At 61.2% G+C, this 15,010-nt stretch carries 15 protein-coding genes; 7 read left to right on the plus strand and 8 right to left on the minus strand.

Going from position 1 to position 15,010, the window contains the following annotated elements; genetic code table 11:
* Nucleotides 1–132: 132 nt before the first annotated feature.
* The gene (purN, locus tag AC1DD7_RS13085) at nt 133–702 is read right to left on the minus strand and encodes a phosphoribosylglycinamide formyltransferase (RefSeq protein WP_477515286.1); all 570 of its coding nucleotides are present in this window, start codon (nt 700–702) and stop codon (nt 133–135) included.
* An 11-nt stretch (nt 703–713) separates the two neighbouring features.
* Between purN and AC1DD7_RS13090 the strand changes: the two genes are divergently transcribed.
* The gene (locus AC1DD7_RS13090) at nt 714–1,163 is read left to right on the plus strand and encodes a hypothetical protein (protein ID WP_431118938.1); all 450 of its coding nucleotides are present in this window, start codon (nt 714–716) and stop codon (nt 1,161–1,163) included.
* Between the two features lie 9 nt (nt 1,164–1,172).
* Here AC1DD7_RS13090 and AC1DD7_RS13095 read toward each other — a convergent pair whose 3' ends face one another.
* Nucleotides 1,173–2,504, minus strand: a complete 1,332-nt coding sequence (locus AC1DD7_RS13095) for a cell division protein PerM (RefSeq protein ID WP_477515287.1) — start codon at nt 2,502–2,504, stop codon at nt 1,173–1,175.
* Between the two features lie 129 nt (nt 2,505–2,633).
* On the opposite strand from AC1DD7_RS13095, the gene AC1DD7_RS13100 reads away from it, so the two are divergent.
* From AC1DD7_RS13100 to AC1DD7_RS13110, 3 genes are all read left to right on the plus strand, one after another.
* Complete coding sequence (locus AC1DD7_RS13100) at nt 2,634–3,104, plus strand: DUF4383 domain-containing protein (RefSeq protein ID WP_477515288.1); 471 nt, start codon at nt 2,634–2,636, stop codon at nt 3,102–3,104.
* 313 nt (nt 3,105–3,417) lie between these two features.
* Nucleotides 3,418–4,902: a flotillin family protein gene (locus AC1DD7_RS13105; RefSeq protein WP_477515289.1), complete on the plus strand. Its 1,485-nt coding sequence runs from the start codon at nt 3,418–3,420 to the stop codon at nt 4,900–4,902.
* Nucleotides 4,895–5,134, plus strand: a complete 240-nt coding sequence (locus AC1DD7_RS13110; protein ID WP_477515375.1) for a hypothetical protein — start codon at nt 4,895–4,897, stop codon at nt 5,132–5,134. The genes AC1DD7_RS13105 and AC1DD7_RS13110 overlap by 8 nt, the downstream gene beginning before the upstream one ends.
* 30 nt (nt 5,135–5,164) lie before the next feature.
* On the opposite strand, the gene AC1DD7_RS13115 is transcribed toward AC1DD7_RS13110, so the two are convergent.
* The 3 genes from AC1DD7_RS13115 to AC1DD7_RS13125 all read right to left on the minus strand — a co-directional run bounded on the left by AC1DD7_RS13115 (nt 5,165) and on the right by AC1DD7_RS13125 (nt 6,635).
* A complete protein-coding gene (locus AC1DD7_RS13115; RefSeq protein ID WP_477515290.1) occupies nt 5,165–5,542 on the minus strand; it encodes a hypothetical protein in 378 nt (125 codons plus the stop codon).
* Nucleotides 5,539–5,982, minus strand: coding sequence for a DnaJ domain-containing protein (locus AC1DD7_RS13120; RefSeq protein WP_477515291.1), 444 nt, complete (start codon nt 5,980–5,982; stop codon nt 5,539–5,541). Before AC1DD7_RS13120 ends, AC1DD7_RS13115 begins: the two co-directional genes overlap by 4 nt.
* Nucleotides 5,983–6,212: 230 nt before the next feature.
* Nucleotides 6,213–6,635, minus strand: a complete 423-nt coding sequence (locus AC1DD7_RS13125) for an Hsp20/alpha crystallin family protein (protein WP_431118929.1) — start codon at nt 6,633–6,635, stop codon at nt 6,213–6,215.
* 142 nt (nt 6,636–6,777) lie between these two features.
* Between AC1DD7_RS13125 and AC1DD7_RS13130 the strand changes: the two genes are divergently transcribed.
* Nucleotides 6,778–7,233: a MerR family transcriptional regulator gene (locus AC1DD7_RS13130; protein WP_477515292.1), complete on the plus strand. Its 456-nt coding sequence runs from the start codon at nt 6,778–6,780 to the stop codon at nt 7,231–7,233.
* A gap of 79 nt (nt 7,234–7,312) precedes the next feature.
* Here AC1DD7_RS13130 and AC1DD7_RS13135 read toward each other — a convergent pair whose 3' ends face one another.
* From AC1DD7_RS13135 to AC1DD7_RS13145, 3 genes are all read right to left on the minus strand, one after another.
* Nucleotides 7,313–8,332: an Abi family protein gene (locus AC1DD7_RS13135; protein ID WP_477515293.1), complete on the minus strand. Its 1,020-nt coding sequence runs from the start codon at nt 8,330–8,332 to the stop codon at nt 7,313–7,315.
* A gap of 147 nt (nt 8,333–8,479) precedes the next feature.
* A complete protein-coding gene (locus AC1DD7_RS13140) occupies nt 8,480–10,345 on the minus strand; it encodes an FG-GAP-like repeat-containing protein (RefSeq protein WP_477515294.1) in 1,866 nt (621 codons plus the stop codon).
* Nucleotides 10,346–10,440: 95 nt separating this feature from the next.
* A complete protein-coding gene (locus tag AC1DD7_RS13145; RefSeq protein ID WP_477515295.1) occupies nt 10,441–12,333 on the minus strand; it encodes an FG-GAP-like repeat-containing protein in 1,893 nt (630 codons plus the stop codon).
* Between the two features lie 159 nt (nt 12,334–12,492).
* Between AC1DD7_RS13145 and AC1DD7_RS13150 the strand changes: the two genes are divergently transcribed.
* Together AC1DD7_RS13150 and AC1DD7_RS13155 are read left to right on the plus strand one after the other, a co-directional pair.
* Nucleotides 12,493–13,659, plus strand: coding sequence for a glycosyltransferase family 4 protein (locus tag AC1DD7_RS13150; protein ID WP_477515296.1), 1,167 nt, complete (start codon nt 12,493–12,495; stop codon nt 13,657–13,659).
* Nucleotides 13,656–15,005 (plus strand): UDP-glucose dehydrogenase family protein, encoded by a 1,350-nt coding sequence (locus AC1DD7_RS13155; RefSeq protein ID WP_477515297.1) that lies wholly within the window; start codon nt 13,656–13,658, stop codon nt 15,003–15,005. The genes AC1DD7_RS13150 and AC1DD7_RS13155 overlap by 4 nt, the downstream gene beginning before the upstream one ends.
* The last annotated feature ends 5 nt before the right edge of the window (nt 15,006–15,010 follow it).

The following is a 15,010-nucleotide window of genomic DNA, read 5'->3' on the forward strand; positions in this document are numbered from 1 at the left end:
ATGCTGGCAAATCTGACGAGGGCGTGTGGAGTTATCCACAACCCATCATGTGCGTCAGGAAACTGAGGGACAGCACTTGTTCCTATGAGTGCTCATTGCGACGTTTGCTGTCCCCTAGTTGGGTGCCGTCCCCTACTTGGGAGCAGCGGCGAGGTTCGCCAAAGTTTGGACCAGCAGGCGGCGCTCCACTACCTTGATGCGCTCGTGCAGGGTTTCCTCGGAGTCGTCCGGCAGAACGGACACGGCTTCCTGGGCAATGATGGGGCCCGTGTCCACACCGGCGTCGGCCCAATGAACCGTGCAGCCCGTGACCTTCACGCCGTAAGCCATGGCGTCGCGGACACCGTGGGCGCCAGGGAAGGACGGAAGCAACGCGGGGTGTGTGTTGACGTACTTGCCATTGAAGGCCTCGATGAAGTCGGCGCTCACGATCCGCATGAACCCGGAAGACACCACCACGTCCGGGTTATAGGAAAGGACCTTGTCGCGGAGGGCAACGTCCCATTCGGCGCGGGTTTCGAACGAGTTGAAGTTCACCACGAAGGTCTCAATGCCAGCCTCGTCGGAGCGCTCCACACCGTAGGTATCGGGGCGGTCGGCACCCACAGCAGCGATCTCGACATCCAGTTCACCCGACTTCACGGCGTCGATGACAGCCTGAAGATTGGAACCGGTACCGGACACGAGGACAACAATGCGCATTGCACTAGCTTATGGGCGGCTCGCGTAGGCTGGAAAACATGAATCCCGACGTCGGTCCCAGGCCGAGCCAGCAACCCCGCACCGCTGCGGAAAAGTCCGCTTTCGGGGTGACACAGATCCTGTTCCGCGCTTTCCTTTTGTCGGCTTTGGGATCGTTTTTCGTGTTCTCCCTGAACGTGAACTACGTGTGGTTGAGCGCCATCCTGACGATCGCTGGTTTGGTGTTGGGGATTGTGGTCCTGGTCCGGTCGGTGAAGTACAAGCATCCCCGGCTGGTGTTGTTCGGCACCATCTCTGGGCTCGTGGTCTCGGCGGTCATGTGCCTGCTGATTCTGACGTCTGTGCTGTTCTTCAAACAAGTCACCACGTATCAGGATTGTGCCCGCTCGGCCCTGACGGAATCCGCCAAGACACAGTGCCTCACGCAGCTTGAGGACTCGATGCCGGGTCCGGTCCGCTAACCAACAAGCTCAGGCGTGTTCGTCGTCGAACGCTACTTCGTCCAGGTTCGCCTCGCGCAGCTTCTGGCGGCGTTCCAGCCAGGGCCCTACTGCGTAACCGATCACGACGCCGATGCCCACTTCGGCGGCCAGCCAGACTGCCGTCCACAGCGGGTGGGGTCCGATTTCCGTGAGCCGGCCTATACCGGCTGAACCTCGGGCGACCCATGCGAGAGCGCCGCTAAGCAGCCCCGCCACGGAACCGATGAACGCGCCCAGGAACAACGTGGACGCCGCGGCCGTGAACCAGCGGGCCTTGATTTTGATGGAGAGCCACTCGTCAAAGTGATTTTCGCCTTCGCGGAGGAACCACCAACCGGCCATGATCCCCGCAACCACGGGGAGGGCAAGAGCCATAGGCCCGGCGTCGAGTTGTCCGGAGGGAAGCCCACCGAAAACCGGGACGGCAGGCAGGGGCCCGACGGCGGTGCCCAGCGGCCCGGCGTGGGAGCCGACTCCGAGCGAGAAGCCAGCCCCGGAGGACCAGGCCAAAGCAAAGACCACGAGGTTAGGGAGGAATCCGAGCTGCGCGATCGTGAGGACTGCGCCGCCCAGAGCGCCGGCTTGGAGACCTTCGTAAACAGCAATGATGTCCGTCCAGTGCCACACGATGTCCACGGCCAACAGCACCGCGGCGAGGCAAACTGCCGCCATGGTCGCAACGAATCCGGCCTTCAACGCTGAGCCGACGTATGAGCCCGCCCACCGTGAGTGCTGGCTGGTCTTGGCGATCCAGGCGACGGCGTCCACGCCGATGAGCCTGCTCCAGGAGCCTGCCTCGCGTCGGGCGCCGACCACCAGGCCCAGCGCGAAGGAGATCAGGGGGATGGTCATGGCGAACCAGAGGTTGATGACTACTTCCGGGGTGCGGCACACGAATCCTGTCGCAGTCCCGAACGCGCCGTAAACAACGCAGGCGCCCAGAAATGCCTGCCACAGCTGGTCCGTGTAGGAAGCGCGCGCAAGTCGTCGCCCCGCCCGCCATGCAAGCAGGAAGGGAATGAGCGTCAGGCCCAGGGGAATCAGCGAAAGAAGACCCGTTCCGGGCTGACCGGCTGTGCCTATGTTGACCTGCGCCAACGTCAGCGGAACCCCGTGGATGAGCAGCCACGCCTGACCGGCAAGGCGCGCCAAAAAGTCCACGTTTCTGTTTTGGAATCCGTCAGTGGCCCACACCCCGACCAACGGAAGTATCACAACAATGGCCGAAATGAAGGCTGCCTGCGCCGCTTCCAAACCACCCTGTAGCCAAAGGGGCATCGGGAGGCCACGGTTTCCGGTCTGATCAGCGCGCAGTTTCATCGTGTTCTATCGTGCCACGGTAGGCACCCCTCCCCCGGCAGGCGCCCTGTAATACCGCGAATTCCAGCGCTTTTTGCCTGAACCGGCCGTAAAATGGGAGATGTTCGCAAGGGGTGACTGGAGGAGCGCATGAGTTCGTCTGCTTCACATGCACGCGGTGTCCACTTCGGACGGCAAGACATCCAGGTTGTTGGTCTGGGTGTGGGTGCCGTTCTGGCGCTGGTTGGCGTCCTGGGGTTCATTCCGGGCATCACCATGCAGTATTCGGAGCTGCAATTCTTCGGCCCGAACTCGCACGCGATGCTCTTTGGCGTGTTCCAGGTATCCATGCTGCTCAACCTCGTACAGCTGGCCATCGGCGCGGCAGGTTGGGCGATGTCCCGCACCGCGCACGGCGCACGAAACTTCCTGATGGGCTTCGGCGCCCTGTACGTGGTGCTGAGCATCTATGGACTGAGCGTCGGAGTCGACTCGGCAGCCAACTTCCTCTCCCTGAACTCCGTGGACAACTGGTCTCACATGGTGCTGGGCATCCTGATGATCGCCGCCGGTTGGATGTTCGCCCAGTACTTCACAGACGATAAAAAGGCCCGGAAATAATAGAAGCCGGGAACTAGGAGCGGCCAATGAACAGGTGTCACAACTAATTACAGAAAGTCGTACTAGCAGCTGGTGCAGCCACCTACGGATTCTCTCCAAAGGTTGCACCAGCCTTCTTTGTTAATGCTCGACGGCGGGTGGCTGGGTTACGCGGTCAGGCTCACGGCCTGACTGGACGTCGTGGCACAAATGACGCACAAAAGTGCTGGACTTCCCTGCTGCAGCCCAACGAGACTGTGTACACGAACAGGCACATGGCCTAGTGGGGGTCAACGGATGAGGCCGGTTCACATCGTCTGAAGGGACAAGGTCAATGAACGACCTCTCGGCATTTTTCCCCTTGATCGCCGGCATTCTTGGCGTGATTGTTGTCATCGGCTTCGTTTGGTTGGCAACCAAGGCGATGTGGAAAGTGGCGGAACCGAACGAAGCACTGATCATCTCAGGGCTGACCCGCGGCACGCTCGAAAATACTGACGGCATGGATTTCAAGATCGTCACAGGCAAGGGCGCTCTCGTAGTTCCCGGGCTGCAAACAGTCCGAACCCTTGCGCTGACGCTGAACGAAACAGAACTCAAGGTTTCCTGCGTGACGTCCCAGGGCATCCAGGTGATTGTGGACGGCGTGGTGATCTACAAGATTGGCGACGCTCCGCCGTTCATCGCCAACGCTGCGCGGAGGTTCCTGGGTCAGCAGCCGAAGATGGAGAGCCAGGTCTACAACGTGTTTGAAGGGCATCTCCGCTCGATCATCGGCAGCATGACTGTTGAGGAGATCATCCGCGAGCGCGACAAGCTCGCCTCCCTCGTCCGCAGTGCAAGTGGCGTGGAGATGGAGAAGCTTGGACTCGTGGTGGATTCCCTGCAGATCAAGGACCTGCAGGACCCAACGGGCTACATCCAGAACCTCGCCAAGCCGCACATTGCCCAGGTCAAAATGGAGGCCCGGATCGCCGAGGCTACGCGCAACCGTGAGGCGGCTGAGAAGGAAGCGGAAGCTGCTGCACTGATTGCTGATGCCCAAAGCCTGTCCGCCATCAAGCAATCAGCCGCGCAGGCGAATGCTGAACAGGCCCGGGCCAACGCTGCGCAGGCCGGACCACTGGCCGACGCCACTGCCCGTCAACAAGTGGTGGTCCAGGAAACCGAAGTGGCAAAACTTGAGGCCGACCGCGAAGAGCAGAAGCTGCAGACCACCATCCGCAAGCCCGCAGATGCCAAGGCCTATGCCCAGAGGACCGAAGCCGAAGCGAAGAAGGCTGCTGACATCAGTGCCGCCGAGGCCCTGGCAAAGCGCATCGAACTCGACGCTCAGGCCAACGCCCGCCGCGTCGAACTTGAGGCCCAAGCGAATGCTGGAGCTGCGGCGGCAATGGCCGGTGCAACCCGTGTGACCGGTGAGGCCGAGGCAGCTGCGACGACTGCCCGAGGTAATGCGGCAGCATCCGCAGTGAAGGCCAAGGCATTGGCTGAGGCAGAAGGTATCAAAGCCCGCGGTGAAGCGTTGGAGACAAACCAGGAAGCTGTTATCAACCAGCAGATTGCGGAAAACATGCCTGCCATCGTTTCGGCCGCGGCAGAGCCTTTCTCGCGCATCGGGCAGCTGACGGTGCTCAATGGCGGCGACGGGCTGAACAGCATGGTGGGCGGGATCCTGTCCCAGGTTGGCAGCTTCCTGCCGTCGCTGGCTTCCGCATTGAAGGGGAACGGAGCTAACCGGCCGCCGGCACCGCCCACCCGGTCCACTGCTGTGAAGTCTCCGCCGGCGAAGGCTTCAGATGCGGCGTCAGATGCATAGAGAGGTCAATCGGAGCCTCACCGGCAAGATCGGAAGGGTCACCGGCACCATCGCCCCCGGCACTATCGGCGAAGTCATGCTCCCCTTCCATGGCGGTACCAGCGCATTTTTTGCCTACCCGTTCGACAAGACGAGCATCTTTCCTGTGGGCGAAAAGGTACTGGTGATCTACTTTGAGCCGCCGCAAACCGTCTATGTGGATGAGCTTCCGGATGTGTTGCGGGAATCATGACCGCGGACTCGCCCGGAGAGGCAGAGACCACTAAGGCTGTGGGCCGTAGATGAATTCCTTGGCGTGATGGACTGCCTTCTTGAAGGCGTCGTTACGCAGCGAGACCTGCTCTTTGCTCCCGCCCTTGCCGGGTTCGACAAACATCGTGGGCCCTGGACGGAGGATCCAAATATCCCCGGCCGGCGGAAGGTAGAAGACGCCAAAGGACCGATGTTCGGGATCGTCCGTCCAGATAGGAACCACTGCCACAGCCGCCCCGGTATCTACATTGATCCACTGAGCGCGCGGCATGGGCTGCTCGTGGACTTCCGGATCCAGGAACGGCGCGGTTCCCTTTCCCCAGCGTTTCTCGAATCTCTCGTAGAACGCGGGCATCAGATGGCTGTCGTACGAGCGCCAGGCACTCATAGGTATCTCCTTCGGACTTTGGGCGAGGGGAATCCGGGGGTTGTCCTGGGCAGCGGTTCCCAGCGGACCGGGCCGAACACGAGAGGCTGCGGATCCTTTTGACTGCCAGCGGGAGTAGCCGGCGCTTTATGGACACGGACCTTTACTGGCTCACCTGAGGAACCGCTCCGCCCTGACGAACCGCGGGACGAGGTCCCCGTTCGCCTGCTGCGGTCATAAGCACTCCGCTTCGCCGGATCCGAGAGCACAACATACGCCTGCATGATGGCGTGCAGTTCCTGGAGGTCGGCCGCCTTGGTGGTGTCGCCGTCGTCGGGCTTTTTGCGGGTATCCGGGTGATGGGTACGGAGCAGCGAGCGGTAGGCGTGGGTGATTTCACGGGCTGTCGCGCTGGGAGCCACGTTCAGGATCGAGTAGTAGTCGGGTTGGTTGTTACTCACTGCTGGTTCCGGAAAAGTGCTGCGGATTTGGCGATGGCCCCCGGCATGGGCCGGGAGCCATCAATCGGGAGACAACGTCAGGGGCCGCGTTTTCCTCTGCGCAACAAGCGCTGTGGCGTGGCACGAAGCCTGCGCCCTCTTTTCCGATGCTGCGGCCGATCCGAAGCTCCCGGCGTGACGCTCCGCTGGGTTGGCCACCCCCGGGTGGAGCTCCAGCGGAGCAGCTGTGGCTAGGCGTTGATCTCCTGCCGTTGGCTGTTGGAGGAGATCTCAATGCGCCGCGGCTTTGCCTTTTCGGCGACGGGGATGCGGAGTGTCAGCACACCTGCGTCGTAGCTTGCCTGGACGCCATCGGTATCCAGGGTGTCCCCCAAGATCAGCTGCCGGCTAAAGACGCCTTGAGGACGCTCAGCAGCAATCATCTCGGTATCCTCACCTGCAGGCGACTTCCGTTCTGCCTTAACCGTCAACACGTTGCGCTCGACATCCAGCTCCACCGAGTCAGGGCTTACACCGGGGAGATCAAGTGCAACGATGAATTCCTCGCCCTCCTGCCAAGCATCCATCGGCATGCCTGCAGGGCGTGCTGTTGTGCCAAAAACCTGTTGGGCGAGCCTGTCGAATTCGCGGAACGGGTCTGTGCGCATCAGCATTTGGTTCTCACTCCTTCAGATCTTGATGCGGTTTTGTTGTCGTGCCAGCCTTCCAGATCTGTGTTGGCTGGTATAGATTTTTTATAGCACCGGCGAGAAAGTGGTGCAAGAGGTTTTTTCAAAGATTTTTTGAGAGGTTTGCATGGCTGGTGATCGCGACACCGAGCGGCTGGATCACGACGGCGGCAGGCCCGCTGAGGCGGACGACGCTGGCACGCGCGACACTGCCGAGCGTGACGGTCTTGGCGTCTACGCCATCTCCGTCGCGGCTGAACTCGTGGGTACAGGGCAGCAAAACCTCCGCCTGTACGAACGCAAAGGGCTGCTCACCCCGAAAAGGACCGACGGCGGCACCCGCCGCTACAGCGAAACGGACCTTGCGACGCTGCGCAGGATTGGCGCACTCCTGGACGAGGGCCTGAACCTTGCCGGAGTGAAACTGGTGCTCGAGTTGGAGGCCGCAAACCGGGGGCTCACGGAAGACAACCGGGAGCTGACCGAGGACAATCGTGGGCTGAAGGAAGACAACAGAGGGCTCAAGGAAGACAATCGTGGGTTGCGGAAGGATCTGAAGCGGGCGCGGGGCGACGAGGCATGAGCGCCCGAAGAGCGCTCTGCGTGCCCTCCACTCAGGTCTGTCTGGGACCTAAAATAGCCCGCAAACAACCATTGAAGCTTTAAACCGACTTCCATAGGTCCAGATTTTTCCAGTCCAGCGGAAAGCCCATGCTCACACCCGGGGAGATGAGTTCTGATCCATCAGGCGCTTGAAGGTGGATCTCGAGCTTTTTGATCTGTGTCTTGAAGGTCAAACACCAACTTGAGCCGCTGGTGTGTGACCTCAGCATGAAGCCCAGCACCGCTGCATATATGTAGAGTCTTTGATGCGGTTTTGGCGTTTCTGTGAAGTCCCGCTCGAGAAGGTGATCGAGCAAGCCACCCCGTGTTTCGTGGGCCTTGATTGATAGAGCTCGTTTGAATGCTCGGTTGAACAAACGCGAGCCGTGTGCGCAGACGTTTCGAAAGTCGACCATCATGCGAAGCACAGCACCGAAGGCTCTAGGATGGACGAAGCCAAACATCTGGGCGACTTCACGCGCGTCCTGTGTCTGCATGAGGTCATAGAGGAACGGCAATTTTCCGAAACTAAGCACCTCGGTGACTGCCCAGATCGGTATTGGCTGCTGAGGATATTTCAACAGGTGATGTGCAATGAAGTCTTCGTCCTCCGCGCCGGAACGAACCGCATCCCGGCAGGTTTCTTCCCATGCCTCAAACTTCGTTCCACCGCCACTGGGCTGATCGCAAATCCGCCTGTCAAGACAATCCTTGGACAAATGCGCGGCAACGTTCTTTGCAGCGAGTGTATGGGCCATGGCAGCCCTGAGACGAACTTCGAAGTCCAGAAGGCCTTCAAGACATACGCGTGCCAACTTGAAATCAAACGCCTCCAGTTTCATCACATGATCAAAACTGGCACCAGGGATGTAGTTGTCTCCTCGATACTGACGCTGCCGCTCATTTACCTCGTCTCGCGGAAGTAGCTGCCGGAAAACGTATCGGTATGCCCCTGAGCGGAAGTAGCCCACGCGTGTAAGAAAATTGATTGCCTCGGCGCGGTCAGGAACGGCAAGACCCCGGGCTTCAAGTTGCCGGAGTAGCTCATCGCGCTCTTTGAATTCCTTCGTGTACTCCACGCTTCACCGTTTATCGCACAATGAAAATCGCCCCCTTGAGCCGAGGCTCAGAGGGGGGCGATGTCTGATGAGTAAAACCTAACACAATCTACTGACAGACGAGCATTTACCAGCCGTACCCGCTGGTTCCTCCTTCCAGAGCCGTCGTCAGAGGATAGCCGTCATTCCGTTCCACCCCTGACCGATGACGCTCCCGATGGGCCACTTGGCGCCGCCGCTTCCTGAAAAGAGCCACATGGCCCCACTCGTGTCGCGCGCCATGATGTCGGCTTTACGGTCTCCGCTGAAATCACCCGGTCCGAAGACTGCGCTCATTACATTCCATCCCTGGCCAATCTGGGTCTGAGGCAACCAGCCCCCTGCACCGTTGCCCGGATACAGCCACAGCCGACCACTGGAATCGCGTGCGGCAACATCAGAGGCGCCGTCTGTGTTGAAGTCGCCCACGCCCATGATGTCCGTCATCCCGGACCACCCGGACCCAATCTGCACGCGTGCGAGCCAGCCACCCTTGCCGTTTCCGGGGTAGAGCCAAAGAACACCACTGCCGTCTCTAGCCGCAACGTCAGCGTTGCCGTCACCGTTGAAATCACCTACGCCGGTGATTGCTGTCATGCCGTTCCACCCCTGCCCGGCCTGAACTCTTGGCAGCCAGCCGGCCGCGCCATTTCCCCCATACAGCCACAGCACGCCGGTGTTATCGCGGGCAAGAATGTCCGACTTCCCGTCACCGTTGAAGTCACCCGGGGCAAGAAGTGCAGTCATGATGTTCCAACCCTGACCGACCTGAGTTCGATCCAGCCATCCGGCCGCACCATCACCCGGATACAGCCAGAGCACACCCGCACCGTCGCGGGCGAGAACGTCGGCGGTGCGGTCACCGTTGAAATCATTCTTAACTGGTCGCGGATCTGCGGGCTTAAGGACTGTCACTGAAGCACTGCCCTGATTGGCCACGTACGCCGTGCCTGTATATTCGTGGACAGCCACGGCCACGGGCTGGGCTCCAGTTCGGACGACAGTGGAAGTGTTTGAGGAGTCAATGACGGAAACGCCACCACGACTCAGTGTTGCGTAGGTTCTGTGGCGGGTGGAGTCCACAGCCAAGGAAGTCGGCTGGCTGGGAATGCTGATCTGGGCGATCTTGCTCCTTGTTGCTGGGTTGACCAGCACCACCGACGAGTTGCCAGTAGCACTCAGGGATTCAACATAAACGGTGCCAGTCCAAGAGTCGACGGCCACCTTCCCAAACGTCTCATTGGCCTGATACAGGGTGCTTGCGTGATTGGAGTCGTCCACAAGTCCGAGCTGGCTCTGCGGGCTGTCAATGTAGGTTCCCGCTTGCGTTCGATAGACCTCGTTAGTCCGGGTGTTCACAGCATGACCGATGGCATCCCCCGCGCCAAGGACGTAGACGTCCTTGGCGTTCGTTTGTCCGTCGATGACCGTCAATACCCCGCCTGTGGTGACAAAGACCTTGTTTCTTGAGGAATCGACAACCACGCTCCGAGGAGTGGAAGTGTAGTAGGGGATGTCCACTACCGAATGGCTCGCCCAAGGGTCAATAACGGTGATCCCGTTGCTGTAGGCAACATACACTTTCCAAGTGACCTGGTTGACGGCCACGATGCGCGGATTGGGGCCGGTTTTGACCCTTCCCGCGACCGCGGCGTCATTCATGATGACAACAGACCCGTCAGCACCCGCTTTACCTGCAACACTGACGTAGGCAGTGCTTCCCCGAGTCGCAACACCTTGAGCAATGCCACCTACATCGACTGCGGTCACTTTTCTCGTGTCCGCATCGATGACGGACACCCCACTGTCGGTGGCAACGTAGACATCCCCAGTGTCGGCGACTGCAATGTCATGTGGGGCTGTGCCAACGGCAATATCGAACGACGTGGAGTCGGCAACGGCGGGCGACCCAGCCATCAACGAAACGGCAAGCGAAACGACGACGGCGAGCGCCGCCGTCGTTCGCTTAAGACGAGATTTTCCGACTACAGACACAGCAGTGTAGGACGCGACAGAACCCAATGGGACCCCCAGAAAATGAGACGCGACTGCCGCGTCGATGAGCGGAGTCTACAGCCTGTTCAGGGAACTCACAGAATCGCCGTCATCCCATTCCACCCGGTGCCAACACGGGAAGCCGAAGGCCACGCCGTTCCCCCGTTACCGGAGTAAAGCCGCAGCTCACCGGCAGAGTTACGCGCCAAGATATCTGCCCGCCCGTCGCCGTCGAAGTCGCCGGGTCCAACCAGGGAGCTCATGACGTTCCAGCCTTGCCCAATGGTCTGTCGCGGCAGCCAGCTGCCGTATCCATTGGGCGGGTAGAGCCAGAGCGCACCGGCACCGTCACGGGCAGCAACATCGGACAGGCCATCACCGTTGAAGTCGCCTACGCCCGTGATCTCGGACATGTCGGACCAGCCGGAGCCAACCCAGGTACGGGGCAGCCAGCCGCCCCTGCCATCGCCGTGATAGACCCATAATGCGCCACCGCGGTCCCGGGCGACCACGTCTGGGAACCCATCACCGCGGAAGTCGATTCCCTCGATCGCGCTCATGCCTTCCCAGCCGTTGCCGATTTGCACACGCGGCTGCCATCCACCTGAACCGTTGCCCGGGTAGAGCCACAGCACGCCGCCGCCATCGCGGGCCATAACATCAGCTTTGCCGTCCCCATTGAAGTCGCCGGGAGCCACCATCGCCGTCATGACGTTCCAGCCTTGGCCCACCTGCGCACGAGGCATCCAGCCACCCGAGCCGTTGCCGGGGTACAACCACAGAACACCAGTGCCGTCCCGAGCCAGAACATCGGCGTTGCCGTCACCGTTGAAGTCGTTCTTGGCGGGCACCGATACGGACCCATCGATAACGGCTACGGAATCGCTTTCTATGTTGACCACGTAAGCCTTGTTTGTGGCGGCGTTCACCGCAGCGGCAAACGGCTCCTGCCCCGTGTACACAGCGGAACTGCTGTTGTCCTGTCCGTCAATGATCGTGGTGCCCCGGCCGGAGGTGGGAACGTAAATCTTGTTGCTTGCCTCGTTGATCGCAATGTCCCTAACGTACGAAGACGTGGGCACTTGGGCTATTTCAGAAAGGGTGGCGGCGTCGAGGACTTTGACCGCCCCGTCAAGGGAAGAGCTGTCAACAGCGACATAGATCCTGTTGGTGGCTTTGTTCACCGCCAACTGTCCCAGCTTGCTGGTGCTGCTGAACTTTCCTGTGACAGCGTCCGTTGCTCCGTCGATGACACTGACGCCCGCCCCGTATCGGCCGAGCGTGGTGTAGTAGATCTTGTTGGTTGCTTTGTTGATTGCGAGGTCCAGGATGCCGCCGGCACCGATGTTGATCGAGGCGGTGACTTGAGCGCTTGCATCAAGGACCTTGATGGCCCCGCCGGACAGGACATAGGCCTTGCCTGTTGAAGGGTTCACCTGAATGTTCTGGGCGCCACCCGTTAGCGGAACGGTCGTGGTGGCGTTGGTTGCACCATCGATGATGGTTACGCCGCCGCTGATGCCGACGTAGATCTTGTTGCTGATTTCGTTCACCGCCAGGACGGACGGTTCAGCTGTCATCGGCACGCGTACGGCAGGACCATACGTGGCCCCGTCCACCACGGAAACATAGCCGCCTGCTGTGCTGATGTAGATCTTGTTGGTCACCGTGTTCACGGCAACATCAAAGGCCCTGTCTCCTGCGTCAACGGCAGGCGCCCCGGCTGGTCCCCCTATACGGGTCACACCTTCGATCGACGTCACGAACACCGTGTTCGTCACAGGGTTTACAGCGATCCTTGCCGGCTGCTCACCTGTCGAGAAGATATCCGTCACCGCGTCAGCCATAGCCGGTGACGCCGGCGAACCGACGGTTCCCAGCAACAGAGCCAAGCCCAAGCCGACGGCGACTGACCGTGCCGCCGCCCGGCGCCGCCGTCGTACGCTTACTCCCCCAAGCGCGCGCGAACCATCCCCAGCAGCAAACATGGCAAGACCCCCCAAAAGTCGAGACGCGGCAGCGCGTCATAGAACGGGAGTCTACCCGGCGGCTCCGACAAACAGGACACCCTCCTGTTAACCAACTCTTCCTCCACAGGCCACCCGTTCGAACCCACAAGGCCAACCGCTCCGACCACCGTTGAAGGCGTGAGGATCGCAATCGTCGCCGAATCATTCCTGCCACTGATGAATGGGGTAACCCATTCGATACTGCGGGTGCTGGAACATCTGCAGGAGCGCGGGGATGAGGTGATGGTGATCGCGCCGTCGACGTCGGACACTGATGTTTCGAGCGTCGTGAAGGGTGCGTATGTGCACAGGCTTCCCTCAGTGCCGCTGGCCGGTTACACGAATGTGCGGGTTGCGTTGGGTGGTGTGAATCGGGTCAAGCGAATCCTTGCCGATTTCGCCCCCGACGTCGTTCATCTCGCCTCGCCGTTCGTCCTTGGCTGGCGCGCCGTGCAGGCCGCCGATCAACTCGGGATCCCGACGGTCGCGATCTACCAAACCGAAGTTCCCAGCTACGCCGCCCGCTACGGGGTGCCGTTCCTGGAGAACTGGGCGTGGAGCCGCGTGGACAACATCCACCTTCTGGCCACCCGAACCCTTGTGCCGTCCACGTTCGCGCTGAACCAGTTGCGCGGACGCGGGATCCTGCGCGTGGATATGTGGCGCCGCGGTGTGGACACCGCGCGCTTCAACCCGGCGAAACGTTCGACGGCATGGCGCATCTCGGTAGCGCCTGAGGGTCAACGGATCATCGGCTACGTCGGCCGCCTCGCGGTGGAGAAACAGGTGGAAGACCTGGCTGTGCTCGCGGACCTGCCGGATACGAAGCTGGTGATCGTTGGAGATGGCCCGCAACGCGAAGCACTCCAAACGGCGCTGCCGAACGCCCACTTTACGGGCTTCCACGGCGGAGATGCCCTGGCGCAGGCCGTGGCAGGCTTCGATCTTTTCGTCCATCCCGGCGAGTTCGAGACCTTCTGCCAGACCATCCAGGAAGCCATGGCATCGGGTGTTCCTGTGGTCGCGACCGGCCGCGGCGGGCCCTTGGACCTCGTGGAAAACTCCCGCACGGGTTGGCTCTACGAGCCGGGGAACCTGACCCAACTTCGCGACTATGTGCAGGACCTGATGGGCGACGACGCCAAGCGCCGCGCCTTCGCAGCGGCAGCAACCGCGTCAGTCCAGGGCCGGACGTGGCCCGTGCTCAGCGCCGACTTGGTGCGGCATTACAACGAAGTCGTCGCCGGCATTCCCAGCGAAGCCGGCCCCACTGAACTGACCTCAAGCAAAGGACCCTCCTCATGAAGATCTCTGTGATCGGCTGCGGCTACCTCGGCGCAGTCCACGCCGCAACGCTCGCGTCCATGGGCCACACCGTGGTGGGCATCGACGTCGATTCCCACAAGGTTGAGCAGCTCAACAAGGCGCTGGCTCCCTTCCACGAGCCCGGCCTGGATGAACTGCTCAGCGATGGACGCACCACGGGCCGCCTGAAGTTCACGACAGATTTCTCAGCGGCAGCCGATGCCAAAGTCCATTTCCTTTGTGTGGGCACGCCCCAGTCCAAGACCTCTGACACGGCCGATCTCTCCTACCTGATGAGCGCCACGAAGAGCCTCCTCCCCCACCTGGCCAAGAGTGCCGCCGTCGTGGGTAAATCAACGGTGCCGGTAGGCACCGTGGAGACGCTGCGCGCGGTCCTGGCTCGACGCTCGGACGTCCTGCTCGGCTGGAATCCCGAGTTCCTGCGCCAAGGCACAGCCGTCAAGGATTCCCTGGTTCCCGATCGCCTGGTTTACGGCGTTCCCGGCGGCAAAGGTGCCGCAGCCGGCGCTCCCGTGACTGCCGTTCTGGATGCCGTGTACGAGCCGCTTATCAGCGCGGGCATCCCTCGTTTGGTCTGCAACTTTGCAACTGCGGAGCTGATCAAGTCGGCGTCGAACGCGTTTCTGGCCACGAAGGTCAGCTTCATCAACGCGATGGCGGAGCTGTGCGATGCATCGGGTGCTGACGTGGGCGAGCTCAGCGAGGCGATGGGCCTGGACCCGCGCATCGGAAACCGGTACCTGCACGCGGGACTCGGATTCGGCGGGGGTTGCCTGCCCAAGGACATCCGCTCCTTCCGCGCCCAATCGCGCGAGCTTTCCGTCCCGTCCGTGGACCGATGGATGGCGTTGGTGGACACCATCAACCTGGACCAGCGAACGCGCGCCGTGGATGTGGCAAGGGAAATGTGCCGCGGTTTCCTCTCCGGCAGAACAGTGACAATCCTCGGCGCAGCGTTCAAACCGGACACCGACGACATCCGCGACTCCCCCGCTCTGGACGTCGCCCAGCAGCTCGCTTCCGCTGGCGCGCACGTAACCGTCACCGATCCCAAAGCCATCAACAACGCCTGGATCCGCTACCCGCAGATCCGCTTCGAGGCCTCCACCAAGCGGGCCCTTGAGGGCGCCGAACTCGTGCTGCTACTGACTGAATGGGACGAATACGTGTCCCTCTCGCCGTCGTTTGCGGGCTCGCTGGTACGACGCCGGATGGTGCTGGACGCCCGGAACGTGCTGGACGCTGAGGCCTGGCGAAGTGCGGGGTGGACCGTCCGCGGGTTAGGGACGGGAGCGTCCGTGGTGGCGGAGGAAATGTTCCTCTAACCGGC

The sequence above is a fragment of the Paenarthrobacter sp. 10L412 genome (genome assembly GCF_056395565.1).